Here is an 18833-nt window from a genome sequence, read left to right on the forward strand (position 1 = left end):
CCCCTGTATCAATCATCAGGAGCTTTCTTATAATTTAATTTTGGAATTAAGCTTCTTTTCATTATTTTTTGCTTATTTATTATCTGGAGTCAATGAATAAAGAAGTTTTAAATGTATTAAAAAGTTATTTTATTTCCCACAAACCAAAATAGCCTCCCGCAAACGAGAAATACCTTCCTCAATTTGATCAATATCCACTTTTCCATAAGATAAACGAATATAACCATCTTTCGCGCCGAAAATACTACCAGGCATAAAAGCAATTTCTTGTTTTAAGCTTTGCATAATGAGTTGTTTTTCGTTTATCGGTTCTTTTAATTTTCCCCATATGTAAATACCACCAGTAGGGTTTGAAAAAGAGATTTTATCATGAAGTTGCTCGTTTAGAGCACGAACAATAACGTCTCTTTTTTCTGCTAGTTGTTTTCGTAACGGTACGATATGCGACTGAAATGGTACAGTTTCGAAAAACTGCTGCATAAGCCACTGCGGGAATATGCTCATACCTAATTCCATTTGGTGCCGTGCGTCGGATAATCTTTCTACTACAGATTGCGGAGCAACGAGCCAGCCGACTCGTAATCCTGGCGCAATCATTTTTGATAAAGAATGTACATAAATAACTGTTCCGTTTTCATCTATTGATTTCAAAGTAGGACAAGGCTGTTTCTTTTCTAGCGTCAGCAAGCTGGATGGATCATCTTCAACGATTGCAATTCGTAAATCTGCGCAAAGTGATAACAGTGTTTTTCTACGGTTTGGATGAAGCATCGTTCCCGTAGGGTTTTGGAAATTTGGATTTAAAAAGATCATTTTAATACGGTGTTTTCTATATAACTCCTGTACATCGTCTGGATTAATCCCATGTTCATCGACAGGTAATGGGAAAATACGAATACCTGCTGATTGGAATAGAGGCAGGGAATAACAGTGTGAAGGACTTTCGAAAGCAACAGCATCACCGGGATTTAATAAACATTGTACGATAAGGTGAAGTGCTTGCTGTGCACCAGATGTAATCATAATGGATTGTTCAGTCGCCTCAACTTTTAAATATTCTTTCATATATTTTACGACCGCTTGTCTTAGCGGGAGATAGCCTTGCGGATGATCATAACTTAATGAATGCGTTAACGGTTGTTCTCGTAAAATCGTTTGTAGTTGATCGTGAGGATAAAGATTACAGCCGAGCTCTCCGTTTGCAAAATCTATAATATTTTCATTTTGTTGTATTTCTGCCCGAATATGGCGAAGTAACGGTAAGTTTGGTAAAAACGTACCACCTTCTACGAAATTTCTCCAGTTCGGCGTTAATGTTGGAGAAACGCCCCACATATGTGTACTTACACGTGTACCTTTACCAGTCGTACTTTCTACAATTCCCATAGCACGTAACTCATTATAAGCAGTCGTTACTGTACTACGGTTTACATTTAACTGCGTAGCTAATTTCCGTTCGGAAGGTAGGAAGCTTCCTGGAGGAAGTTCTCCGTATGTAATACGTTTCTCAATAAAGTCAACAACTTGCTGATAAATAGGGATTTTACTGTCATTATCTAGCTTCCATTCCATAAAAAACGCCTCCGTATCTCTTATATAAATCCAGTATAGCAAATTGGCTGGGTAAAAAAACAGCCAATTGGACGGTGTTATATCCAGCCAATTTTACTATGCTAAATATGGAAGGGGAGATTCGGATGAAACGATGGCAAATGGAATGGCTCCTAGTATCAGTTGCGTTAGTATGGGGAGCAAATTATACAATAGGAAAGTATGGCGTGGCATTTATGTCATCCATTCAATTTAATAGTTTACGATTTTTAGTAGCATCACCGGTATTATTACTTATTACTTTTATGATGGAACGCTCATTACGTATTGAAAGAAAAGATTGGTTACGATTAGTAGCAGTCGGCATCGTTGGTACGACAATGTATCAAACGATGTTTATGCTATCCGTGAAATATACTTCAGCAACGAACGCCTCATTATTAATTGCGATGTCCCCTATTTTTACAGGGATATTAGCAGTATTGCACAAACAAGAACGTTTTTCGATGAAAGTACAAATTGGTTCAATCGTAGCGTTTATTGGTGCAGCATTCGTTTTATTAACAGGACACACAGGAGGAGCTACTTACGAGTATGCGTGGCTCGGAAATATAATTGGATTAGTCGCAGCAATTGCGTGGGGATGGTACCCAATTTTAGCACAACCTCTTATTACAAAGTACTCCGCAATGAGAGTCACATCATGGTCTACTTTAATTGGAATTGTACCTCTCGTTATATACTGTTTATTCAACGTAAACACACTAACGTGGCCAGTAGATACACCAAGCTGGGAATCACTAGCATATTCAATCGTCTTTGCGACCATATTCGGACTTGCAATGTGGTATGTCGGTATTAGTAAAATAGGCTCAACGAAAGTAATGGTTTATATGTATCTTGTGCCATTGTTTGCAGTGATCTTTGCGGCAGTAACCATTGGAGAGCAAATTAATTTGATGCAACTAGTTGGCGGGCTTATTATCTTCATCGGTTTATATGTTGTAAAAAAAGGCGGAATGAAAAAGCCTGCTCTCAATTTGAAAAAAGTAAGTTAACAGTAAAAATGATCTCTTTCATATAGAAGGAGATCATTTTTTATTTCGTAATAAAAGCGCGTGTTGAACGGCCCATTTTTGATGATCGTGAAGGAGAAGTTCTACAGCAAGTAAAGAGACATCCACTTTAGCACGTGATCATCCTCACAGTTTGCAGTTTGTTTCTGTACCATATTTGCAATGTAAAAGAACCCAACATTCAAATAATATGTATCTTCCTTTTCTGCATAAAAATATCGAGCTGCATTACCGATATATTGATCAATTTCAATCGCCCATCCTAATTCCTCTAGTAGTTCACGGTGCAAACATTCTTCTTTTGTTTCATTACCTTCCATACCGCCACCAGGTAAAAAGTAACGGTCACCTTTTTGGATAACAGCAATCTTTGAAGAAGTTGAGTTGAAAATAATTGCATAACAACTAGGTCGTAATACATATTGCTCAGTAGGCTTTTTATAGCCAAAAGTAAGTTTAGATATCATAAAACACGTCACCTCTCTATAAAATACATAAAAGGAATAATAAGGTAAAAACAAAATTGTATAAGTATAATCTTACGAGATTGGAGTGATAACAAAATGATAAATCGAAAGTGTACGCGCTGTAAAGAAATTACAGGTACATTGCACGGTGGTAAAAAAATTAAGGAAGAATTTCTATGTGAGGACTGTTTGCAAAAAGGAATTAAAAGCGGGGAAATCGAATTATCACAAGTGGAGCAAGAACAAACTTCGTATCTTTCTATAAAAATATTAAAAATAATGAGTGTGATTTATTTAATAGTATCTATTATAATCGCTATTTCTGCTGGAGCATTTATACAGGATCCAGGGTTTGGTGGAATATCCTTTTCAATAACAGGTGCAGTTGGTGTTATGATAATTGGATCGATATTCCAGTCTGTTCTCGTATTTTGCGGGATATGGGTATTTATCCTTTTAGTAGAAACAGTCATTAAAATTTATGGAAAAATGAAGTGAGTGAGAGGGAGAAACATATGCGAGTAAGAAACATCCAAGGGGAAGATTATGTAAAGATTCATTCTGTTTTAAATGATTGGTGGGGCGGGAGAGACATGGCTGCCATGTTGCCAAAATTGTTTTTCGTTCACTTTCAAGAAACGAGTTTTATCATTGAAGAAGAAGGAGAAACGTTAGGTTTCTTATGTGGATTTTTTTCACAAACATATAAAGATGAAGCATACGTTCATTTTATCGGTGTAAATCCGAAGTATAGAAGAAGAGGAATCGCATCGACATTGTATTCTTATTTCTTTGATGTCGCTCGTGCAAATAATCGTAAAGTTGTAAAAGCAATTACGTCACCAACTAATAAAAAGTCGATACAGTTTCATCAAGAAATCGGTTTTCGAATTGAGGCTGGGGATGATGAAGTAGAGGGTGTATCGGTACATACAAATTATGATGGGAATGGCTTGAGTAGAGTTTTATTTTTGAAAAATGTGTAGATAAAAGGGGAATGATTGCATGGATATGCAGCAACGGAGAATGTTAGTAGCAGGAATTGTTTTAGCAGTAGTGTTAGGGGTAGGCTATTTTTCGACAAACGTATTACAAACTTTCTCAATCGTATGTTTAGCAGTAGCGATTGTATTTGGGGTTATAGGTAGCATACAAAAGAAACGTCAAAACAAGAATTAAAAATTTGAAAATTTTATGATACCTCAAAATTTCTCGTTTTAGGGTATTTGTTTTTCTTAGCTTAATGGCGATTGGATTGTATCACAAATTCTATTAAATTAAGTTTATATCAAAACACCATGCTTGCCCTGTTGTTGCAGACATAATGATATCCTTTTTTATTTTGTTAATTTAATAGAAGTGAGTGGGATGTCAAAAGCAATTTCTGTAAAATAATTTCATCAAAAGAAGGGGATTTATATGCATTTTGAAAGAGATAGATATTTTTTGGAGATGGCATTGGAAGAAGCAGAAAAGGCATTAAAAGAAAACACATATCCAGTAGGAGCGGTTATTGTTGATGGAAATAATAATGTCATTGCAAGAGGAAGAAATAGAGTGCATCCACAAAAAGACATAACAGCTCACGCAGAGATAGACGCTATTCGCAATGCAGGGGAAGCAATGTTTGATGCGAAAATAAAAAATGAGAAGTTTACTATTTATAGCACGTTGGAACCGTGTCCAATGTGTACAGGTGGTATTTTATTCGCAAAAATACAGAGAGTAGTCTGGTTACTAAATGACGACTTAGGTTTTGGTGGATATAAAAAGATAAAAAATGCTTTAGTTTTCGAAGGAAATTTAATAAAATCGACATAGGGGAAGAACCATTTGAAGACTTAAAAACAAGACAAAAAGAACTTATGAGACAATGGGAGCTAAATCCCAATAATATTATTAATTTGCGTAGGGCTATAAAAAAATAGTTGTTTCTTTCAATTAAATCGGGATACTGCCACATTACCATCAATTTAAAAAATATAGTGAAATTATATCGATTTAACAATAGAATATGGAAGAATCTATTACGAATAGAAAGCCGTCCTAAAAGTATTCTAGGATGGTTCTTTTTGTTGTGAGGAGATAAAGAGTATGGAGAATAAACAGAGTAGAAATGAGTATGTAAGACGCATACATAAGGTTCAAGATTATATAGAATCAAACATAGACAGTTCACTATCCATTGAAGAGCTAGCTGATATAGCAGGATTTTCGAAGTATCATTTTCATCGGATTTTTAAAGGAATAGTTGATGAGCCATTATCTCGGTATGTGAATCGCTTGAAACTAGAAAGGGCAACACATCTACTTACATATCGCGCAGATATGACGATTACAGATATTGCGTATCACTTCGGATTCACAGATTCAGCAGTTTTCTCCCGAACATTTAAAAATTATTACGGCGTAAGTCCGTCTCAATATCGAAACGATAATAGCAAGAATTGCAAAGACGTAAGGGGAATTCCTCAATACAATGAATGTAAGAAGGTTCGAGGAAATGTTGAAATTGTAACAGCGGATAATATAAACGTCGCATACATAAGACATACAGGTACATATGAAGAGTTAGCTATAGCTTTTCCAGAAATGATAGAAAAATTATTTCGTTACGCGGCGAAGAAAAACTATCATGTATTTGAGGATACGAAAGTATTAACCATTTACCACGATCATCATGAATTTACTGAGGACTATCATTTAAGAACAAGTTTATGTATAACAATTCCGGATGCGTCCGCAGTAGAAACGAGTGATATTGGAATAATGATAATACCTTCAGGCAAGTATACAGTAGGACATTTTGAAATATTCCAAGATGAATATAAGGGAGCGTGGGACTTTATATATGGTGAGTGGCTGCCAAATAGCGGATATAAACCGAGAGACTCGTATCCTTTTGAAGTATATAGAAATGACCCAAAGCAGCATCCAAAGCATAAACATATAGTTGATATATATGTACCTATCGAACCTTTTTAATTACAGGTTAAAGGGGAAAGAATAATGAAAACTGCTGAAAAGTTAGATCAGATTATAAAAGAAGAATATGAAAATATGAATGGTATGTTAGTAATGCAGAAAGGTAATGTTATTTTTGAAAAATATTATAACGATTACGGACAAAATGATACATTTCATGTAGCGTCAGTTACAAAAACGATAATCTCTGCGCTAATTGGAATATGTATAGATAAGGGCTATATAAAAAGTGTTGATCAAAAAGTAATAGAGTTTTTCCCTGAATATAAAGTAAAGTCATCTGAAGTAACAGTGCGACACCTACTTACAATGACAGCTCCATACCCTTTTGTAGACTGGCAGGAACCGTTAGAAGAATTATGTACACAACTAGACTGGGTACAGTATACACTTCATAGAATGGGGAACGGTGGAGAGATTGGAGCTTTTAAATATTCATCTGCAGGAGCTCATATACTATCAGCGATCATAACGAACGCAATAGGAAAAAATGCGCGTGAATTTGCGAATGAATACTTATTTCAGCCACTCGGCATGAGAGAAATTCCAAACTATAATATGAAAGCATTTGGATTTGATGACTTATTCGGAAAAGATGTGAAAGGATGGGTTCACGATCCAAATGGTATTTCGACGGGCGGCTGGGGACTAACGTTAACGGTTAGGGATATGGCTAAGTTTGGACAGATGTATTTGAATGAAGGTATTCATAATGGAAAACAAATACTATCAAAATCATGGATAAAAGAATCAATAGCGATGAATTCAAATCAATATGGTTACTTATGGTGGTTACGAGAAGAAGAGGGTGTCTATTCGTATTGTGCAATGGGTGATGGTGGGAATATGATTTGTTGTATTCCAGAGAAGGAATTGGTGGTGGTGATGGCTTCTGAAGTTGTGCCAGAAACAAAGGATAGATGGAGATTAATCAAAGAGTATATACTTTTAAAAGAGTAATGGTGAACTTGTAGAAAAATTTAAACGCTCCCCGTAACTTTCCGCAATAAAAAATCGTTAAACATTAGGAAGGGTTATTAATCACGAATGGGGGAGAACCATGAAAATTCTAATTCTAGGCGGTACACGATTTTTGGGAAGAGCATTTGCAGATGAGGCTTTACAGAGAGGGCATGAAATTACGTTATTTAACCGAGGAACAAACAAAGAAGTTTTTCCTGAAGTGGAGCAGCTGATCGGTGACAGAAATGGTGATGTATCAAGTTTAAAAAATCGAAAGTGGGATGTTGTCATAGACACGTGTGGATTTTCTCCACATCATATTAGGAATGTTGGAGAAGTGCTTAAAGATAATATTGAACACTATATATTCATCTCAAGCCTTTCCGTATATAACGATTGGATTCCTCATGACATAAAAGAAGACTATATATTACAACCTGAACCGACGGAAGAGCAAATAAAGGCTGTAGAGAATGGTGAAATATCTCATTATGAGCATTATGGTGCGCTGAAAGTATTATGCGAAAAAGAAGCAGAGAAGTATTGGCCGGGGCGTGTTTTACACGTAAGAGCAGGACTTCTTTCAGGAATGTTCGATTATACAGATCGACTTCCATACTGGATTCAGCGTGTAGCAAAAGGAGGTAACGTGTTAGTTCCAGGAAGAAAAAATCGTCCAGTGCAGATAGTTGATATAAAAGATGTCGCGAGATTTGGACTCAACATGGCAGAAAATAATAAAGCAGGTACATTCAATATAACAGGTCCGAATGATGAATTGACGATGGAAGAGCTATTAAATACGTGTAAAAAAGTTACGAATAGCGATGCTGAATTTGTTTGGATAGACGAATCGTTTATGAGTGAACACAATGTGCAGCCTTGGACAGAAATGCCTTTGTGGATTCCAGAAACTTTCCCATTAGATGGTGAGACGAAGCCGTGGAGAGGCGGGTTTTCTATTTGTATCGAAAGTGCGGTTAATGAAGGACTTACTTTTAGAAGAATAGACGAGACAGTTACAGATGTGTATGAGTGGATGGAGAGTACGGAAGAATGGGAATTAAAAGCAGGTATTTCAGGCGAGAGGGAGAAGGAATTGTTAGAAAGATGGTATCAATAAATTTAGCGGAGTTCTTTGAATATGCTTGATTGCACATAAGGAGGAAAAGGTGATGTGGAAAGACACCATTCACAGTATCTCATTAAATTTAAGCTTGAAAAACCCAGCTACGAAGGATGAACTTACTGATATACAAAAATGTTTACATGTGGAGTTACCGAATGATTTATATCAATTATTACAGGAAACAAACGGTATAGAAGGTGAATACGGTGACTTTATATGGTCTGCTTCAAAAATTAAAACTGAAAATATGAGTATAAGAAATATAGTTGATTTTAAGGATTTATACATGCCTTTTGACTGTTTATTATTTTTTGCTGATGGGGGAAATGGTGATTTGTTTGGCTATTCCATTTTGAATGGAAAAGTACAAAGAGATGATATATATGTATGGAACCATGAAAATGATAGTAGAACGTGGGTTGCTCCTTCTTTAAAGACTTTTATGGAGTGGTGGGAGAGTGGAAAGATGATAATTTAAATATAGTATCAAAAAAAGTGCCTTGTTACTAAAGAAACAAGGCACTTTTTCATGAATAATTAATCTACCACTCAATCGGTTCTTCTCCGTACATCTCCCATAGCTTAGGAAACATCTTTTTTAAACCTTCCTCATCGTCTTCATCCCAATCTAACTCGATATCAACTTCCTCAAACTCTTCATTTGTTAAGACATGGTAAAGTGTAAAGTAAGTATCATCTTCGTCACCAGTTTTTTCTGCATATACAGTGAAACCGAAATATAAAGAAAGTTCTTCTATTTCTGGGACGTCATACTCACTCAAATTTTCTAATACAGGAATTAATCGTTCTGGATCTTCAATACAAGCTTCGTATGTCTCTTTTCCTTGATATAATAACCATCCGCGGAAGTAATCGAAAGTATCATCTGAACAGCCACCCATAATAATATAGGCTGCTGCCCATAAACGGGAGGTATAGGAGTCTTTCAAAAGGCGATGCATATGCGTATCAAAAGCTACAATTTCATGTACTGTACGTTTAGCAAGGTGAGAAGTAAGCCATTCTATTTGTTCTTCTTGGTCCTCACCTTTCGTTTTTGCACGATGAAGTAGCTCCCAAAATTCTTCTTCGGTTATCGTTTTTTCTTTTATGTAATCTTCCCCAGGCAACGGGTCTGTATATCCTTTTTTACGTTTGGAAGCAACTAGTTTATTAGCTTCTTTCATACATTCTTCTTCTGTTTCAAACTCTTTCGCTTTCACACTGCCAGCTGTGCCAATTTTTCCGTAAAACACAACATAGTCTTTTTCTTTCACAACGATTTTCCAAAACTTATTTGATTTCTCAGTTTGCTGGATTAATAACGTTTCCATCCGTACCCCCATAATGTTTTCTAGTGTGCAATATGATTGTAACATATGTATATACACTTGTAATGATGAAAAATAATAGTTCAGAAAATTCAAAAATAATTGAATGGAGTGGATAAATTTAGTAACCTTATTTGTACAGTAATTACATAATTGTTTTGTAATAATTCGATATTTATATAAGGGGGCGTTACGGATGGATCTTACGTTTAAAGTTGAGGAAACATGTTTTAATTACCGCGTTGGAGCAATTTGTAAACATGATAATAAAATACTCATTCTGCAAGGTGACGGTGAAGATTTTTGGTATGTACCCGGCGGTAGAGTAAAAATGCTAGAGAATAGTGAAGATGCATTAAAACGAGAGCTTGCGGAAGAGATAGGTGTTCCTATTAAAAGGAAAAGGTTAATATGGTCAGTAGAAAATTTCTTTACACTTTCTGAGCGAAAGTTTCATGAAATTAGTTTTTATTATGAAGTAGAGCTACATGAGTTACCTGCGAGTGGAGCGGATCAATATATTTTGGAAGAAGAGGGTAGAACGTATTTGTTTAGATGGGTGCCAGTAGAAGAACTGCATACATATAACTTACAGCCTGCATTTATAAAAGAGAAAGTAAAGGATGTATCAGTTCACACAGAACATATCGTATTACAAAAGTAAATGTATTCGGAGGGGAAAATGGTGAAGGGAACTAAAAAAGAGGTACATATAAATGACAAAGTAATTTATTACACACATATCGAAAAAGGTTCTAGTACCGTTTGCTTTATGTTTTCAGGTTCAGGATACAATTATGATAAACCGTTATTTTATTACGCAACGATGTTAATGCTTGAACATAAAATAGATGTTGTACATATTCATTATTCTTATGATGGACAATTAATGAATAAACCAATGGAAGAAGTAACGAAAGTAATGATGGATGATATTAATCCTGTAATAAATGAAGTATTAAAAGATGAGCAATGCAACGAGACTATGTTTTTAGGGAAGTCACTCGGAACAATTCCGATTGCAAATGATTTAATGAGGAGAGAAGAATTCGCGCAGTCAAAAATGATACTATTTACACCTTTACTGACGTTTGATACAATTTTTGATTCTATCTTACATAGTCGACAAGTAGGGTCTTTAGTTATTGAGGATAAAGATCACCAATACAATGCAGATCAAATTGATCAGTTACATAAAACAAATTTAACGATTGATGTTGTTAAAAACGCAAATCATTCTGTAAATGTTGGGGAATATGAAACAAAGAATTCAATTGAAGCGATAGCAAATATAATAGAAAAGCTTAAAGAAGTTGTTAGGAAAAAATAACTTATCAATACATGCAAAAAGAGGTGCGAATTACACCTCTTTTACTTTAATAAGCCTTCAAAACATGAAGTAAATAATCCTTACGATTCAGCGGATTATAATCAACACGTTTTCGAGTAGGGAAGGGAGCCATAAGTTTTGTGAAACCAGCTGGCTTCGTTGTAAATATGCCTTCTCCTTCTGTAAATGAATGTAGTATTCGTTTGAAACTCTCTGTTTTCGCAACAGGTAATGATCCTGTTAACTGATAAGAATTGTTATTGAATATAGGCTCTGCAAAAGTTGCTGGAACGGCAGCAAGCTTATACATTGCAGTACTAATTGCGTGCTCCGGTACAGTTAATTCAAATTCATTTACTGGTTCATATACATATGTTTCAGCTTGCTTTAAAGCATCCATTAATACGATCGGTGTCAAATTTCTAAAGTCACTCGCTGTTGTAACAGGACTAGCATAACCAGTATGTGTTAACGTGACGATAATATCTGTAACTTCCCATCCATATAATCCTTGTTTTAACGTTTGAAATACCGTATCTTCAATCGCTTTATGAAATGCTAAAGGTAGTGAGCCGAGCTCAACACCTAATTTATATGTTATACCGCAATTAAGTTCACCACGTTCAACTTTGAATCCGATTGTTGCGTAAAATGGATTCTCTTTTTCACCCATTACTTCAACAGAATTGCCTACGCCAATTGGTTTCTCGATACATACAACTCGCGTATTTGAAAAAGTAACCTGCAAATTATATTTCTCATAAAGTGTTGTTTCAATTACTTCTTTTTGTACCTCACCGAAAAGGCGAATATATAGTTCATTATGAACATCGTCTTTCCAAACTTTAATGAGCGGATCTTCTTCACATAGTTCCATAAGAACAGCGTATAAATTATGAATTTGCTCTTTAGGTACCGCATCAATGGCAGCTTCCATTTGTGGTTCGGCAAAGTGAATATCTTTTATATAATCCGTACGTTCACCGATAATATCACCAATTTTAATATCATTCAGCCCCCACACTTTACAAAACTCACCGCTAGGAACGGTAGAAGTTTGAACGGTATCTCCATTATGAAATAGGCACATTTTTTTTATCTTTTCTTTATGGAATAGAGACTTACTGCGCTGTATATTAACATATTTTCTAACATGTAAGCTACCTGAAAAAACTCTTATATAAGCAACCTTTTCTCCAGAAGGTTCACGTTCAATTTTAAAAACAACACCGGATAATGGTTCCTCTTGTGCCGATGTAAGAGCTGGAATGAGAGCCGGAAGTTTTTCAAGAAGTTCTGTTACGCCCATACCAGCCATTGCTGAACCGAAAAAGATTGGATACACATTCGCTTGCTGTATTTGCTGTTCTAGTTTTTCTCTTAATAGTGCGTCCGGTATTATTTCGTTATTTACATATGATTCAAGTAATGATTCATTAAATGGTGCTAACAGTTCCATACAATCGTCATATGATTTGTATTCAATGATCCGGGCTTCTTTCGTTCCTTCGTTTAGAACAGAGTAGAAGGGGAATGCTTCATTTGAAAGAACCTCTTTTATTTGTTTCATAACTTTTTCACTGTTTGCGCCACTACGATCAATTTTATTAACGAATAAAATAGTCGGTATGTTTAGTTTCTGTAATGTTCGCATTAAAATTTTTGTTTGTGCTTGCACACCTTCAACGGCAGAGATAACTAAAATCGCACCGTCTAGAACGCGGAATGATCGCTCCACTTCAGCGATAAAATCAGCGTGTCCAGGTGTATCAATGACATTTACTTTTACATCATCAATAAAGAAAGAAACGACAGATGCTTTAATCGTAATTCCGCGTTGTCTTTCTAATTCCATTGAGTCAGTTTGTGTATTACCACTATCTACTCGGCCAATTTCTTTAATCACATTCGTTTCATAAAGAATACGCTCAGTCAAACTCGTCTTGCCAGCGTCTACGTGCGCGACAATCCCTATATTTATTGTTGTCATTTGTGAATATCCTCATTTCATTTTCCATTTTCAATTCCTCATTTCTATTTGTATATTGCCGCATTATCAATCACTCTCCAGTTCTTTAAATTAGTATTATTATAGTGCAATTAACATTATTTGTAACGCTACAAAGCGCCTTAATTTGGAAAAAATAAAATAAAAACAAAATGCTTGCATTCTAAATCGATATAGATTATATTAATTGACATATCAACTATTGATACATCAAACATTTTTATTTTGATTGTAAAGGAGGGTTAATTTGACAAGTTCATGCTCAAAAGAAGCGATTATTTTATATAAATTACACTTTCTAAATAAAGAAGTAAGTTCGAAATTTGAAGGGTGTACGGGTATGAGCCAGTCTCGATTAGAGCTTATACTTCAGTTATATGAAGTAGGTGAAATTAGTCAAAAAGCACTTCAACAAGAAGTGAATATTGATAATGCTGCGATAACAAGGCATTTAAAGCAGCTTGAGGCCAATGAAATGATTGTAAGACGTAAAAATCCAGATGATAACAGAATTACGTTAGTTTCTCTTACTGAAGAGGGACGAAATAAAATTCAAGCATTTCAAGAGGAAAAAGAACGTTTTGCAGCATCTGCATTTAAAGGATTAAGTGAGGAAGAACGCGATAATCTTTTAAATATGTTAAATCACATTCAAGAAAATATAAAAGAATTATAAAAAAGGGAGAATACAACTATGACTAACTCAGTAAAAACAAATGATTTTAACGAAATTTTAACAGGACGTCGTTCAATTCGTAAGTACGACCCTTCAGTGAAAATTAGCAAAGAAGAAATGACAGAAATTCTTACAGAAGCAACACTTGCACCATCTTCAGTAAACATGCAACCATGGAGATTCGTAGTGATTGAAAGTGACGAAGCGAAAGCAACACTTGCGCCACTTGCGAAATTCAATCAATCTCAAGTAGAAACATCTTCAGCAATGATCGCTTTATTTGGTGACTTAAACAACTTTGATAACGCAGAAGAAATTTATGGTACAGCAGTAGAGCGTGGACTTATGCCAGCAGAAGTAAAAGAAGATCAAATGAAAAAACTTTCAGCTTACTTCTCTATGGTTACACCAGAAGTAATGAAAGATACAGTATTAATTGACGGTGGTCTTGTAGCGATGCAATTTATGCTAGCAGCTCGTGCTCACGGCTATGACACTTGTCCAATTGGCGGATTTGAAAAAGAACAAATCGCAGAAGCATTCGGATTAGATAAAGAACGTCACGTACCAGTAATGTTAATTTCAATCGGAAAAGCTGCTGACAGTGGTTACCAATCAGTACGCCTTCCAATTGAAAAAGTTGCTGAGTGGAAGTAATCTAATTAGGTCATAGAAATATATGGAATATGAAAGGGGAAACACCATGATTATTATTCACGCAATATTTCAAGTAGACCCAGCAAAACAACAAGCATTTTTAGAAGAAATTCGTCCGCTCATTCATAATTCAAGAGAAGAAAGTGGAAATGTATCTTATGACTTATATAAAGATACAGAAAAAGAAAATGTATATACAATGGTAGAAGTATGGAAAGATGAAGAGGCAGTTGCGGGTCATAATACGAGTGAACACTTCACATCTTTCGTTAGTAAAGCAGCACAGTTTTTAACTGCTCCATTAGATATAAAAGCTTATAATGGAGAGTTAGTGAAATAATAAGGTAGAAAAGATGACTTTAGCGTATAGCTGAGGTCATCTTTTTTGTATAAGTAGAAGCTACTTTTGACACAATTATGTTGAAATTATGTTCAGTAATAGTGGTGAATTGTATGTTAAATTCGAACATTTCGTTTATTGGAATATTTTTCCGTGTTATAATTTTCTTGAAAATATAAGGTAGAGGGGAGTAAGTGATGGGAGAATTTCAAAGTAATTTGCATAGGGCAACGCAACTTGCAACGAAAATGAGAAATGCTTCAGATCGAATGCAAAGTGCTACTAGTCGCTCTATAAATAAGGCAACGCGTACGACACTATCTGTGAACTCTAAAGCACAAGAAGCAAATCAACAAAATTTACAGATCACGACACAATTTTGCGCTGCTTTTCAACAAACGATTGATAATATCCATTCCGTAGCAAATGAATTTGAGAAAATGGATACCGGACTTCAAAAGACTTTTCAATAATGTAACAGCATACGTAAAGGGGAAAAGGTAGGGAGAAAAGATGAGTCAAGAAATTGAAACGAAAATCAGTCAATGTAATCAAAAATTACGAATTATATTTGAAGAACAAAATGAAAACCGAATGGTGCTGCAAAATCAAGAACGAGCTGAGGCTAGTTTTCATGAATGGAAAAATAAAAATAATCGTTTATTTAACCGAATACTAGAAACTTGGTATGGTGACAAAGAAGCATTTCACTTTTTTACGAATATGCGGCAAGAGATCGGGCAGTATGAAAGAAAACTTACATTCGAATTAGAAAACGAAAAAGAGACGTTGCTTAAAGAAAAACGGCATCTCAGTGAGAAAGAAAACAACCTTTCCTATGAACAGCAGCAACTACAAAGGGAGGCCAATACATGAGTTTAAACATGTATTTGGGAGAAGTACAAAGTCAAACTCAAAGTATGAACGCTATATGTAATGCTACGATTCAAAGTATGGAACAAGCCATTCAATCTATTGATGCCTTTGCGATAGACACAGTATTACAAGGACAAACATACAGTAGTGCAAAAGCCTACCTTGTCCAAACATTTCGGCCATTAGCACAAGGAATCATATGCTTATGTGAAGAATTAATGCGCCAAAACGAAGCATTTCCAAACGATTTTCAAGCAAAAGTTGCTTCAACAGATGTTATCGAACATGAAATAAGACAACAAATACAAGAAATCAATCAATCCATTGCAAGTATAGAAGCAATAGAAGTACTTACACCAATGCCTGGAGTAGACGCAATTATTGCAGTCTTAATTGCAATGAGAAAAAAACTAGAAGAAAAACTAGAGCGTCTATATGAATTCAATCATTCATCCAGCAACAACTACAGCACCGCCCTCCAATTAGCCGCTAGCATCACAGCCGGACTCGCTGAAGTGCAAAGCGGGAAAGGGTTTAGTCCTGTGAGTGGGACGTTTCATAGTGAAAAGTTAAATATGGAATGGGCAAAGCAAATTCAAATAATTATAGAAGAAAAAATACGGAAATCTGACAATGGTATTGGAAAAAGTGTAGATTTAGAGCACAATGTGTATAACGACTTTGAAGGAATAAGCAGCGAAAATCAATCTATCAATAATAGATTTACAAAAGATGAGATACAAGCGACACAAAAATACCTTGAAGGAATTAAAAATGGTACAATAAAAGGGAATATAGGTGAGGATTTCCAAGTTGAAACCGATGATTATGAAATGGAGCATAACATTTTTGGCCAGCCAGTCGGTGGTAGAAGACCAGAACTCGATCCTTTTTTAATCGGTTTGGCGAAGTTTGGATTCGATTTTCTCTTTGGTGACCTTTTCACACTCTTTGACCCAGAAGCTACCTATGGTGAAAAACTCCTAGCAGTTGGGATGATGACTCCATATGGGAAAGGTGTAAAAATAGTTGATAAACTTCATGATTTAAAAAAGGTTGGAGATGTGAAGAAAGCAACGTCTGGGAGTGCGGGGGTTGCTAAGGGGATAGATAATCCTTTACTACCAGGTGAAGGGAAAGTTGGAACATATGAAGAATTAATTGATGCAGGAACACGTGGAGACAATATAACTCCTCACCATATGCCGTCTGCAAAATATATGAAAACAAAAGCAGAGGTACATAAAAATGATGGAGTAAGTATGAATATGGAGCACCCTCATCCAGGGAAAGGGGGCAGGCACCGTCAAACTGAAACATACGGAATGACTGGTAAGAAATTAGATGCCTATCTTAACCTTGAACCACGTGACGCTTTAGCACGTGATATAATTGATGCAAGGAATATTTATATAAAAGAAGGACTTTACACTCCTGAGATACGTTCAGGACTATTGGAAGTAATAAAATTAAATAAAACAAAGTACCCAAATATTTTTGACAGACAATAGGAGGTGGGGAAAGTTGGACATTTTAGTCGAACTTACCGAATTAAAGAATAGTCGTTTATTAAGAGATGAGAATGAAGTAGAAAAATTTGAAAAATCTATTGGGAATATTTTAGAAATGGAGGATGTTAACCATATAGAAGTATTGTGTCAAGGCTTTGATGATTTAACTGAAAATGATGAAGTAATGTTTGGTTTAATTCATGCTATAGAGTCGTATGACAAGATTGTTAGTTCTGAAGTTTCGCTGAAAGTGTTAGCTAATTCTATTCCTAAGATGATTCCTCATGCTAAGGAATGGTTAAAGATACTTCACAAAAGAATATTGAATCATGAACCATCGAGGAATATTTATAAAAAAATCATCCCTACATTAAACAATGATATTCAGAAATATGTTGTTTCTCAATTAACTAGTATTAAAGAAAGAAACCCAAGTCGTTTTGAAGAAAGTGTAAATTCAATATTAGATTTTTTAAAGTAAGTTAAAAACCTTGACTGGCTAAATGCCTTTCAAGGTTTTTTAGTAAACTAAAAGGTTTTACTTTTTGAAAATTTCACATGTAAATCAAAACTTATAATAGTAAATTGATATTCAAATATAGCGACAAAACTTACAGAATAATAGTTATCTATTAAATGAAACTACAATTCATAAGTGTTGATTTCTTTTTCTACCATTTTAAAACAAATATTATATTACTCCTGAGATTAACACAAATAGCTACCACAATATTAGGCGATAAGGCACTAAATAAAGTAGGCCATATCACAAAAGGAGCAAAAGCATCAAGTGGAGTAAGTACATTTGCTAATGCAGTAAAACTAGCAAAAGAATTGAAGCCTACGCTTGAAATGTTACAATCATTTAAGAAAGAGGCTTCCTATGCATTCTCTAATGTTGGTGGAACTATTATAACCAAAATACCACAAGGCGAATTATTAGAAGCTTTTTATAAGTTTGCGAAGTCTAAAGATGGTGGTAAGGGTAAAACTGGTGAAAAACTATCTAAAAAGAAATCAATACCGGACTTTGTGAAAAAGCAATGGGAAGCAGGGAATAGATTTAATAAGGAAAATCGTCCTCGATATCCTTATAATGAAGTAGAGTTAGAGGCAAAGGAAATCAATGGGAAGAAATATGTTGTAGATTCTTATATTCCGGGTGAAGAAATTGTCTCGAGGAAATTTACCCAATTGGCTGAAGTAAAAGAAAAGACGGCATTAAGTTATTTAAGTGAGTTTACTAAAAAGTATTCTTCCGGTTCAGAAGTTTCTTCAGGTAAATTTAATCCTAATGCTTTAAAAGGTGGTCGACTAGATGGAGAGTTAATTTTGGAAATCCCTGTACAAACAAAGCCAGTTCCACAAAAAATTATTGAAGAGGCGAATGAGAAAGGGATTATTATTCGTGATATTAATGGGAAGGTGTATAATTAATGGGAATTTATTATTGTGATAAGTGGTCTAATATAAAAAAGAAGCCTTGGAATATTATTGATGAGAATACAGCCAAGACACTTCATGAAAATCGTCATTCTTATACTGCTGTTCTTAGTGATGGAGAGCAGCCAAAGTATTTAGTAAATGTCACTGAGAAATGGGTATCGGTAAGTTTTTTGGATGATTTTCTTCGTAAATATTTACACTACGATTTTATTGTTAAAGAAGATAATAGACTATTCCTAAGGACAATAATGTATTGGGAATATGACGGGGATACACAGTTAAAAAGTATGATTTTGGGGTATCAAGAAAATGGTCATATTGCTATGGAGCAAAAAGATTCTAAAACTGGAGAAGTAGAAGAGCGAGAGATAAAAGATGATGTATCTAGAAATTGGGATGCATTCCCTAAGTTTGGCCAATACTTATATTTGTGCAAAGAAGAGAGGTAATTCTTTTGAATATAAGAACAATAACTAGGCGAGATAGC

The 18833-nt window shown here is 35.1% G+C and carries 21 protein-coding genes and 3 pseudogenes; 20 read left to right on the plus strand and 4 right to left on the minus strand.

All coding sequences use genetic code 11. The features are described 5' to 3' along the window. Positions 1-129 precede the first annotated feature (129 nt). Positions 130-1572: a MocR-like pyridoxine biosynthesis transcription factor PdxR gene (gene pdxR, locus ACTFRY_RS09170; RefSeq protein WP_000454889.1), complete on the minus strand. Its 1443-nt coding sequence runs from the start codon at positions 1570-1572 to the stop codon at positions 130-132. Positions 1573-1697: 125 nt separating this feature from the next. Between pdxR and ACTFRY_RS09175 the strand changes: the two genes are divergently transcribed. After that, positions 1698-2609, plus strand: coding sequence for a DMT family transporter (locus ACTFRY_RS09175; RefSeq protein ID WP_000832958.1), 912 nt, complete (start codon positions 1698-1700; stop codon positions 2607-2609). Positions 2610-2642: 33 nt separating this feature from the next. On the opposite strand, the pseudogene ACTFRY_RS09180 reads toward ACTFRY_RS09175, so the two are convergent. Then, a pseudogene (locus ACTFRY_RS09180) lies at positions 2643-3094 on the minus strand (NUDIX hydrolase). A gap of 96 nt (positions 3095-3190) precedes the next feature. On the opposite strand from ACTFRY_RS09180, the gene ACTFRY_RS09185 reads away from it, so the two are divergent. The 8 genes and pseudogenes from ACTFRY_RS09185 (at position 3191) to ACTFRY_RS09220 (ending at position 8649) form a co-directional block, all read left to right on the plus strand. After that, positions 3191-3592 (plus strand): DUF3980 domain-containing protein, encoded by a 402-nt coding sequence (locus ACTFRY_RS09185; protein ID WP_098616783.1) that lies wholly within the window; start codon positions 3191-3193, stop codon positions 3590-3592. A gap of 17 nt (positions 3593-3609) precedes the next feature. Beyond that, positions 3610-4080, plus strand: coding sequence for a GNAT family N-acetyltransferase (locus tag ACTFRY_RS09190; protein WP_001266058.1), 471 nt, complete (start codon positions 3610-3612; stop codon positions 4078-4080). A 19-nt stretch (positions 4081-4099) separates the two neighbouring features. Further along, positions 4100-4273: a hypothetical protein gene (locus ACTFRY_RS09195; protein WP_000367555.1), complete on the plus strand. Its 174-nt coding sequence runs from the start codon at positions 4100-4102 to the stop codon at positions 4271-4273. A gap of 240 nt (positions 4274-4513) precedes the next feature. Further along, positions 4514-5022 (plus strand): annotated as a pseudogene (locus ACTFRY_RS09200) (nucleoside deaminase). A 166-nt stretch (positions 5023-5188) separates the two neighbouring features. Then, positions 5189-6079: an AraC family transcriptional regulator gene (locus ACTFRY_RS09205; protein WP_098616782.1), complete on the plus strand. Its 891-nt coding sequence runs from the start codon at positions 5189-5191 to the stop codon at positions 6077-6079. Between the two features lie 24 nt (positions 6080-6103). Next, positions 6104-7039, plus strand: coding sequence for a serine hydrolase domain-containing protein (locus tag ACTFRY_RS09210; RefSeq protein WP_098616781.1), 936 nt, complete (start codon positions 6104-6106; stop codon positions 7037-7039). Between the two features lie 100 nt (positions 7040-7139). Then, positions 7140-8165, plus strand: a complete 1026-nt coding sequence (locus ACTFRY_RS09215) for an SDR family oxidoreductase (protein WP_098616780.1) — start codon at positions 7140-7142, stop codon at positions 8163-8165. 52 nt (positions 8166-8217) lie between these two features. Beyond that, positions 8218-8649, plus strand: coding sequence for an SMI1/KNR4 family protein (locus ACTFRY_RS09220; protein WP_136986208.1), 432 nt, complete (start codon positions 8218-8220; stop codon positions 8647-8649). Between the two features lie 64 nt (positions 8650-8713). Here the strand turns inward: ACTFRY_RS09220 and ACTFRY_RS09225 are convergent, their stop codons facing one another. Continuing rightward, the gene (locus ACTFRY_RS09225; protein ID WP_098616778.1) at positions 8714-9505 is read right to left on the minus strand and encodes a DUF4240 domain-containing protein; all 792 of its coding nucleotides are present in this window, start codon (positions 9503-9505) and stop codon (positions 8714-8716) included. Positions 9506-9698: 193 nt separating this feature from the next. Here ACTFRY_RS09225 and ACTFRY_RS09230 point away from each other — a divergent pair, with 193 nt between their 5' ends. Then, positions 9699-10166 (plus strand): NUDIX hydrolase, encoded by a 468-nt coding sequence (locus ACTFRY_RS09230; RefSeq protein WP_000366230.1) that lies wholly within the window; start codon positions 9699-9701, stop codon positions 10164-10166. Continuing rightward, positions 10167-10832 carry an alpha/beta hydrolase gene (locus tag ACTFRY_RS09235; RefSeq protein WP_136986209.1) on the plus strand — a complete coding sequence of 222 codons (666 nt, stop codon included), beginning with the start codon at positions 10167-10169 and terminating at the stop codon, positions 10830-10832. 46 nt (positions 10833-10878) lie between these two features. Here ACTFRY_RS09235 and ACTFRY_RS09240 read toward each other — a convergent pair whose 3' ends face one another. Next, entirely contained in the window at positions 10879-12822 is a 1944-nt protein-coding gene (locus ACTFRY_RS09240; RefSeq protein WP_098616777.1) for an elongation factor G, read from the minus strand. A gap of 265 nt (positions 12823-13087) precedes the next feature. Between ACTFRY_RS09240 and ACTFRY_RS09245 the strand changes: the two genes are divergently transcribed. The 9 genes and pseudogenes from ACTFRY_RS09245 to ACTFRY_RS09285 all read left to right on the plus strand — a co-directional run bounded on the left by ACTFRY_RS09245 (position 13088) and on the right by ACTFRY_RS09285 (position 18795). Then, positions 13088-13516 (plus strand): MarR family winged helix-turn-helix transcriptional regulator, encoded by a 429-nt coding sequence (locus ACTFRY_RS09245; protein ID WP_000204172.1) that lies wholly within the window; start codon positions 13088-13090, stop codon positions 13514-13516. Between the two features lie 18 nt (positions 13517-13534). Continuing rightward, positions 13535-14173: a nitroreductase family protein gene (locus ACTFRY_RS09250; RefSeq protein WP_098616776.1), complete on the plus strand. Its 639-nt coding sequence runs from the start codon at positions 13535-13537 to the stop codon at positions 14171-14173. A 46-nt stretch (positions 14174-14219) separates the two neighbouring features. Then, positions 14220-14513, plus strand: a complete 294-nt coding sequence (locus tag ACTFRY_RS09255) for a putative quinol monooxygenase (protein WP_098616775.1) — start codon at positions 14220-14222, stop codon at positions 14511-14513. A gap of 197 nt (positions 14514-14710) precedes the next feature. Further along, positions 14711-14986, plus strand: coding sequence for a TIGR04197 family type VII secretion effector (locus ACTFRY_RS09260; protein WP_060487227.1), 276 nt, complete (start codon positions 14711-14713; stop codon positions 14984-14986). A gap of 40 nt (positions 14987-15026) precedes the next feature. Further along, entirely contained in the window at positions 15027-15389 is a 363-nt protein-coding gene (locus ACTFRY_RS09265) for a DUF3958 family protein (RefSeq protein WP_098616774.1), read from the plus strand. After that, the gene (locus ACTFRY_RS09270; RefSeq protein WP_332278299.1) at positions 15386-16900 is read left to right on the plus strand and encodes a T7SS effector LXG polymorphic toxin; all 1515 of its coding nucleotides are present in this window, start codon (positions 15386-15388) and stop codon (positions 16898-16900) included. Before ACTFRY_RS09265 ends, ACTFRY_RS09270 begins: the two co-directional genes overlap by 4 nt. Before the next feature lie 13 nt (positions 16901-16913). Continuing rightward, positions 16914-17381, plus strand: coding sequence for an Imm30 family immunity protein (locus ACTFRY_RS09275; RefSeq protein WP_000353837.1), 468 nt, complete (start codon positions 16914-16916; stop codon positions 17379-17381). 227 nt (positions 17382-17608) lie between these two features. After that, positions 17609-18337 (plus strand): annotated as a pseudogene (locus ACTFRY_RS09280) (cytoplasmic protein); the annotation flags it as partial. Next, positions 18337-18795, plus strand: a complete 459-nt coding sequence (locus ACTFRY_RS09285; protein WP_086413316.1) for a hypothetical protein — start codon at positions 18337-18339, stop codon at positions 18793-18795. The pseudogene ACTFRY_RS09280 and the gene ACTFRY_RS09285, both read left to right, overlap by 1 nt. The last annotated feature ends 38 nt before the right edge of the window (positions 18796-18833 follow it).

Origin of the sequence: Bacillus cereus group sp. MYBK195-1 (assembly GCF_051916605.1) — a bacterium.
In the GTDB taxonomy this organism is placed as follows: Bacteria; Bacillota; Bacilli; order Bacillales; family Bacillaceae_G; genus Bacillus_A; species Bacillus_A cereus.